Below are 5,877 nucleotides of genomic sequence, written 5' to 3' on the forward strand. Positions count from 1 at the left end.
GCGCCTGGTCTACCTGTGGGGCTCGATCGGCGTGCTGTTCGTGTTCTTCGTGCGCAAACTCGAGGAGTCTCCGCAGTGGCTGGAGTCCCGCGGCCGCCACGAGGAGGCCGACGTCGTCCTGACGCGCATCGAGGCGGGCGCGGCAGCCCAGCACGGCCCGCTGCCCGCCGTACAGAAGCCGCAGCCCCAGCCGCAGAACCCGGTCCGCAGGTCCGGCCCGGGCCTGCTCAAGGACAGGAAGTTCCTGTTCCCCACGATCCTGCTGTCGATCCTGTGGATCACCCAGACCATCGGCTTCTTCGGCTACTCCAGCTGGGCGCCGACCCTGCTGGCCGCCGAGGGCGTCAGCGTGGAGGACTCGATCTTCTACGTAGCGCTGACGACGGTCGGCGCACCGCTCGGCTCCTTCCTCGCGGCGATGGTCACCGACCGGTTCGAGCGCAAATGGTGCCTGGTGGTCTTCGGGCTGATCATCGCCGCGTCCGGTCTGCTGTACGGACTGACGTTCACCCCGGTCCTGATCGTCGTCTTCGGATTCCTGGTCAACCTCTTCGAGCGCGGCTACACCGCCCTGGCCTACGCGTACTCGCCGGAACTCTTCGACACCCGGGGCCGCTCGCTGGGCACTAGCATCGCCTATGGCCTGGGCCGGCTGTCGAACGCGGCGGGACCGCTGATGATCGCCGGTATCTACAACGGTGTCGGCTACGAGGCGGTCTTCATCTTCATCGCCGGAACCTGGGTTCTCGGAGCCCTCGTGCTGGCCCTCTTCGCTCCGGCCACGCGCCGCCGCCGACTGGCGGCGGAGGCGCGGGAGAAGCAGGACCCGGTTCCCGCGGCATCCTGAACGCCGGAGCCGCACCAGGCGCCCCCCGAAGGACGCCCGGCCGGCAGGGCGGCGGCACCGGACGAGCGGGCTCCGGTGCCTGAGCTCCCCGCAAGAACGGCACGGTAAACGTTGTACAGACTCTTGTCGCCTCCCTCCGATGTTTGTACGTTGCAGCAGACATGACAGGAAGCGCTTTCTTCGCTGGCCTTCTGGAGGGGACATGACGCCTGGCACCGCCGTGCCGTCGTACCGGCGCAGATCTGTACGGGCAAGGTTGTGGCCCGGCGTGATGGCGGCCGGGGCCGCTCTCCTCACCGCCGCGTTCGTCACCCCGTCCGGCGGCGTGTCCGCGCCGGACGACCGGTCCGCGGCCGCTGGGGCGGGCATCCGCAAAAGCCTGGTCGCGGGCTACGACTTCGAGCATCCGGATCCTGCGGACGCCGGGCGCGAACGCGACGTGGGAAAGTCCGGCACCAGCCTCTCGCTCGTCAACGGCGGCGCCGCGATGCGCGTGCGCGACGGCGATCCGCGGCGCGGGCACGTGCTGCAGACCCGGCAGGTGAGTCCGGACGCGGCGGGCAACGACGACTGGAAGGCGGGCGTGTACGACCCGGACGGCGCGGCTTCGCTGCACGCGTTCAACGGAGCCCGCCAGGCCACTGTGATGGGCTGGTTCCGTACCACCGGGCAGAACCCGAGCCCGAATTCGGGCTCGGCCGACCCCGCCGACCGCTACAACGCTATTGGTCTGGCGGGGGTCCTGACCGGGGACTCGAACGGACACGACGTACGGGCTCTGCTCGAACTGATCGATGTGAACGGCGAATTGCGCCTGGTCGCACTCGGGCGCCGCGTGGACGGCTCCACGTCCCAGACCTTCGCCGCGGACGGGGACTGGCGCACCCATCTGCCGGACGGCAAGTGGGTCCACCTGGCCGCGACCTTCGACTTCGACACGGGGGAGATGGCGCTCTACCGCAACGGCCGCGCGCTGTCGGGCAGTTACGTCCGCGACGGCGATCCGTGGGCCCTTGCCGGGGAGCCGGAGCCCGACGTGGCCTCATTGACCGACCCGCGAGGCATCAAAATCGGCGGGAGTTTCCCGCAGAACACCCGCGAAGCCAACCCCTGCAACTGCCGCATGGACGATCTGCTGTTTCTCGATCGGGCCGCCACCCCGGGCCAGGTCAGGGCCGAGTACCGCCGCTCCGGTGGGCGACCCGCGTCCTGAGTCCACGTGACGGACGTGCGTCCCGCGCCGACTGGTCCGCGAGACCCATGACCGCAGCGCCGTCCCGAGCACACGTCCTGAACACGTGTCCGGTGCACACCGCCCGACCGCACCTCCCGGGCACGCCACACGAAGGGAGCCCCCTTGTCCCCGTCGGCCCCGCACGTCCGGCCCCGTAAGAGATCCCTCCTGGTCCAAGTCCTCACCGGTAGCCTGCTCGCCGCCCTGCTCACCGCGGTACCGGCGGGCGCGGCCGACGCGCCCCCCGCCGAAGAGCGTGCCGCCGGTGCCGCGGCGGCCGCTGTCACCGACCCCATCCCCGGCAAGCCCATCACCTCCGGTCTCGGTCTGGAGGTCCAGGAGTTCGCCCAGCTCCCCAAGTCCGAGCCGCGCCCGGGCCCGGTCGAGGACAGCCGACTCATCCGGCACAACCGGATCAACTACCTGACCCCGTTCCCCGGCACGTCGGGCCGCCTGGCCGTCGCCGACCAGAACGGCACCCTGTACTCCCTCAACAAGGACGGCTCCGGGCAGCGCCCCTACCTGGACCTGTACAAGGAGTTCTCCGCCGCCTTCTACGCCAGCCGGGGTCTGGGCACCGGCTTCGGCTACGTCACCTTCGACCCGGATTTCCGGCGCAACGGCCGCTTCTACACGGTCCACACCGAGAAGCCCGAACTGACCGACGCCAAGCCGGACTTCAACCAGCCCAGCGGAAACGGGTTCCACGGCATCGTCACCGAGTGGACGGCCGACGACCCCAGCGCCACCGTCTTCTCCGGCAGCCACCGAGAGCTGCTCCGCATCGGCTTCAACGGCCAGGTCCACGGCATCCAGCAGATCGACTTCAACCCGACGGCCAAGCGCGGCGACGCGGACTACGGACTGCTCTATATCGCGGTCGGAGACGGCGGCAAGGGCTCCACCACCGGCGACCCGCAAAACAGGGCCCTGCCGCATGGCAAGCTCCTGCGCATCGACCCGCGCGGCGACAACGGCACGAACGGCAAGTACGGCATCCCGCCCGCCAATCCCTTCGCCGACGAGCCCGGCACCCTCGGGGAGATCTACGCGATCGGCATGCGCGACCCGCACCGCTTCAGCTGGGACACGCGCGCCGGCCACCGCATGTTCCTCTCCCACGTGGGCGAGCACGCCATCGAGGCCGTCTACGAAGTGCGGGCCGGCGACAACTACGGCTGGAGCGAACGCGAGGGCGCCTTCGTCTTCGACAAGAAGGCCACCGACCCGTGCGCCAAGATCCTTCCGCTGCCCGCCGATGACGCGAAGTACGGCTACACCTATCCGGTCGCCGCCTACGACCACGATCCGCCGGCCGACTGGAACTGCAAGTCCGACGTGGGCCGCGGCATCTCCGGCGGCTACGTCTACCGCGGCCACGACCTGCACGGGCTGCGGGGCAAGTACGTCCTCGGTGACATCGTCGACGGCCGTCTTCTCTACACGGACGCCGCCGACATGCGCCGCGCGAAGCCCGGCGCCCAGCAGCGCCTGGCGCAGATGTACAGCCTCATGGTCTACGACGCGAAGTCCGGCCGGCGCGTCTCCATGCAGGAACTCGCCGGCGACAAGCGTGTGGACCTGCGGTTCGGGCAGGACGCCCGGGGCGAGCTGTACATACTCTCCAAGGCCAACGGCAAGATCTGGAAGGTGACCGGGACGCGCACGTTCGCCGGCTGCGACACCGAGGGGACCACCCTCACCCACGTGATGGGCGCGAAGAACTGGGCGCCCGTCACCCCCTCCAAGTGGCAGTTCCACAACGGCCAGGCGGTGATGACCGAGCCGGGCGCCCAGCGGCCCGGACCTCGCCGCCCCTACGAGTACGCCGTGCTCACCGCCGGCCCCGCCTACCGCAATGTCCGCATCGACGCCGAAGTCCGCATCGATACGCCGACCGACATCGACAACCGCGACGTGGTCGTCATCTTCGGCCACGAGTCGGACACCAGGTTCGGCTACGCGCATCTCTCGCAGGACAACTCCATCTATCCGCACAACGGCGTCTTCACGGTGGACGACGCCGACCGGCTGCGGGTGGAGGACCAATGGGACGGCACCACCGGCGCCCCGCCCGCGATCAGCGACGCGGCCTGGCACAAGGTCAGGGTGGTGCGCTGCGGGGAGACCGGTGAGACGGCCGTGTACCTGGACGGCTCCTCCCACCCCTTGATGACAGCGGTCAGCACGCGGCCCGGCGACGGGCGGATCGGCTTCGGTTCGTTCGACAACGCGGGCAGGATCCGCGGGCTGAAGGTCTCCGGACAGCAGTAGCAGCCCTGTGCGGTGCCAGTCCGCGGCCGGCGGTGCACGGGAGACGGCCGCGGGCAGGGCGCCACGGGCAAGTCCGGGCGGGAGAACCCGAAGGGGGCGGGCGGACCGGCATCCGCCCGCACGGCAGCGACGCGCCGCTCACGGCGCTGCGGGACTTACGGCTTGTGGGTAACCCAGAGCAGTTCCGCCGGCCAGCGGTGGGCCCAGACGGGCGGGTCGGTTTCGTTGTAGCCGTTGGGCGTTGCGGGCTGGGGGCGGGGCTCGATGAGGTCGTCGATGACGAGACCCGCGCCACGCAGGACCCTGACCCAGTCGCCGTAGGTGAGCTGATAGCTGCGCGCGCCGTCGCCTTCGGCGATGGCGTCCAGCTCGAAGTAATCCTGCTGCAGCGTCGTGGTCACCCGTCGGGCGGCTTCGTCGTAGCAGGCTTCGAACCACGGGCTGGCGACGTTGAACACCAGGCGCCCGCCCGGCCGCAGGACGCGTGCGGCCTGCGGGACGGCCTGGTGCGCGGGTGCCCAGCTGAGTCCGCCGAAGTCGCAGAACACCAGGTCGAAGCTGCTGTCGGCGAAGGGGAGTTGTTCGGCGGCGCCCTGCACCAGTCGGTAGCGGCCGTCTCCCATCGTGCGGGCCGCTGCGGAGAGTTGGGCTTCGGACAGGTCGAGCCCGACCACGTCGGCGCCCTCTGCGGCCAGCGCCCCGGCCCACTGGCCGGCGCCGCAGCCCAGTTCCAGGACGCGCTTGCCGGTGACCTCGCCCAGGGCGTGCAGGTGCGCGTCGGGAATGGAGTACATGCCCCACAGCCGGGGTGCGGCGCCGATCTGCGGGTCGTGCTCGTGCTGGTAGGCGCTGCTGATCTTGTTCCAGAGCCGCCGGTTGGCGTCGATGCTGTCCACGTGCCGACTCCAGCACTGCCTGTCGGAGGCGGTCAACACGTTTACGGGTGGTCCGCTGCATCCGGCGGTACAGGCCAGTGCCGTGTCCGGTGGGTGCGACGTGCAACTGCCTTTGCGCCCGGGCCCTAACGGCCGGCCGTGGTGTTGAGGAGGCCCAGAATGGCGTCGGTCAGCGCGGTGACCGCCTCGTCGTCGGTTGCCCGATCCCGGTTCAGCTCGGCGGCAATCGCCTCGGCCGCGCCCAGCATGCCGACGCAGCCCAGCCGGAGGGCTGAAGGCGCAAGGCGGGAGTAGGGCAGCAGCGCCGCCGCCATCAAGTCCGTGTAGCTGTCGGCCAACTCGCGCTGGAGCGCCTCCACCTCCGGGTTTCCCCTCAGCGCGGCGGATACGGCACCGAGCTCCGGCATGGCGGTGGCACAGGCGAAATAGGCGACGCTGATGACGCGGGCGATCTCGCCGGCGCTGGGTGCCGCATCCTGCAAGGCCCGTGTGATCGCGGCCCGGTGGCGTTCGTCGAGCCGCCGGTAGAGAGCGAGCAGCAGGCCGGGGCGCGTGGCGAAGTGGTCATAGGCGATCGGCCTGCTCACCCCCGCTTCCTCCGCGAGCGTGACCAGCGTCAGGCCGTC

5 protein-coding genes are annotated in these 5,877 nt (G+C 70.3%); 3 read left to right on the forward strand and 2 right to left on the reverse strand.

The window, feature by feature from the left end:
- From ACQKIP_RS37655 to ACQKIP_RS37665, 3 genes are all read left to right on the forward strand, one after another.
- The coding region (locus ACQKIP_RS37655; protein WP_427745172.1) for an MFS transporter at positions 1–847 on the forward strand (847 nt) is incomplete at its 5' end.
- Between the two features lie 202 nt (positions 848–1,049).
- On the forward strand, positions 1,050–2,060 hold the full coding sequence (locus tag ACQKIP_RS37660; protein WP_365863479.1) for a LamG-like jellyroll fold domain-containing protein: 1,011 nt from the start codon (positions 1,050–1,052) through the stop codon (positions 2,058–2,060).
- 144 nt (positions 2,061–2,204) lie between these two features.
- Positions 2,205–4,355, forward strand: a complete 2,151-nt coding sequence (locus tag ACQKIP_RS37665) for a PQQ-dependent sugar dehydrogenase (RefSeq protein ID WP_365863476.1) — start codon at positions 2,205–2,207, stop codon at positions 4,353–4,355.
- A 155-nt stretch (positions 4,356–4,510) separates the two neighbouring features.
- On the opposite strand, the gene ACQKIP_RS37670 is transcribed toward ACQKIP_RS37665, so the two are convergent.
- Positions 4,511–5,251, reverse strand: a complete 741-nt coding sequence (locus ACQKIP_RS37670; RefSeq protein ID WP_365863475.1) for a class I SAM-dependent methyltransferase — start codon at positions 5,249–5,251, stop codon at positions 4,511–4,513.
- A 125-nt stretch (positions 5,252–5,376) separates the two neighbouring features.
- On the reverse strand, positions 5,377–5,877 hold a 501-nt coding region (locus tag ACQKIP_RS37675; protein WP_427745173.1), incomplete at its 5' end, for a TetR/AcrR family transcriptional regulator.

Origin of the sequence: Streptomyces sp. NPDC059900 (assembly GCF_050270335.1) — a bacterium.
GTDB lineage: Bacteria > Actinomycetota > Actinomycetes > Streptomycetales > Streptomycetaceae > Streptomyces.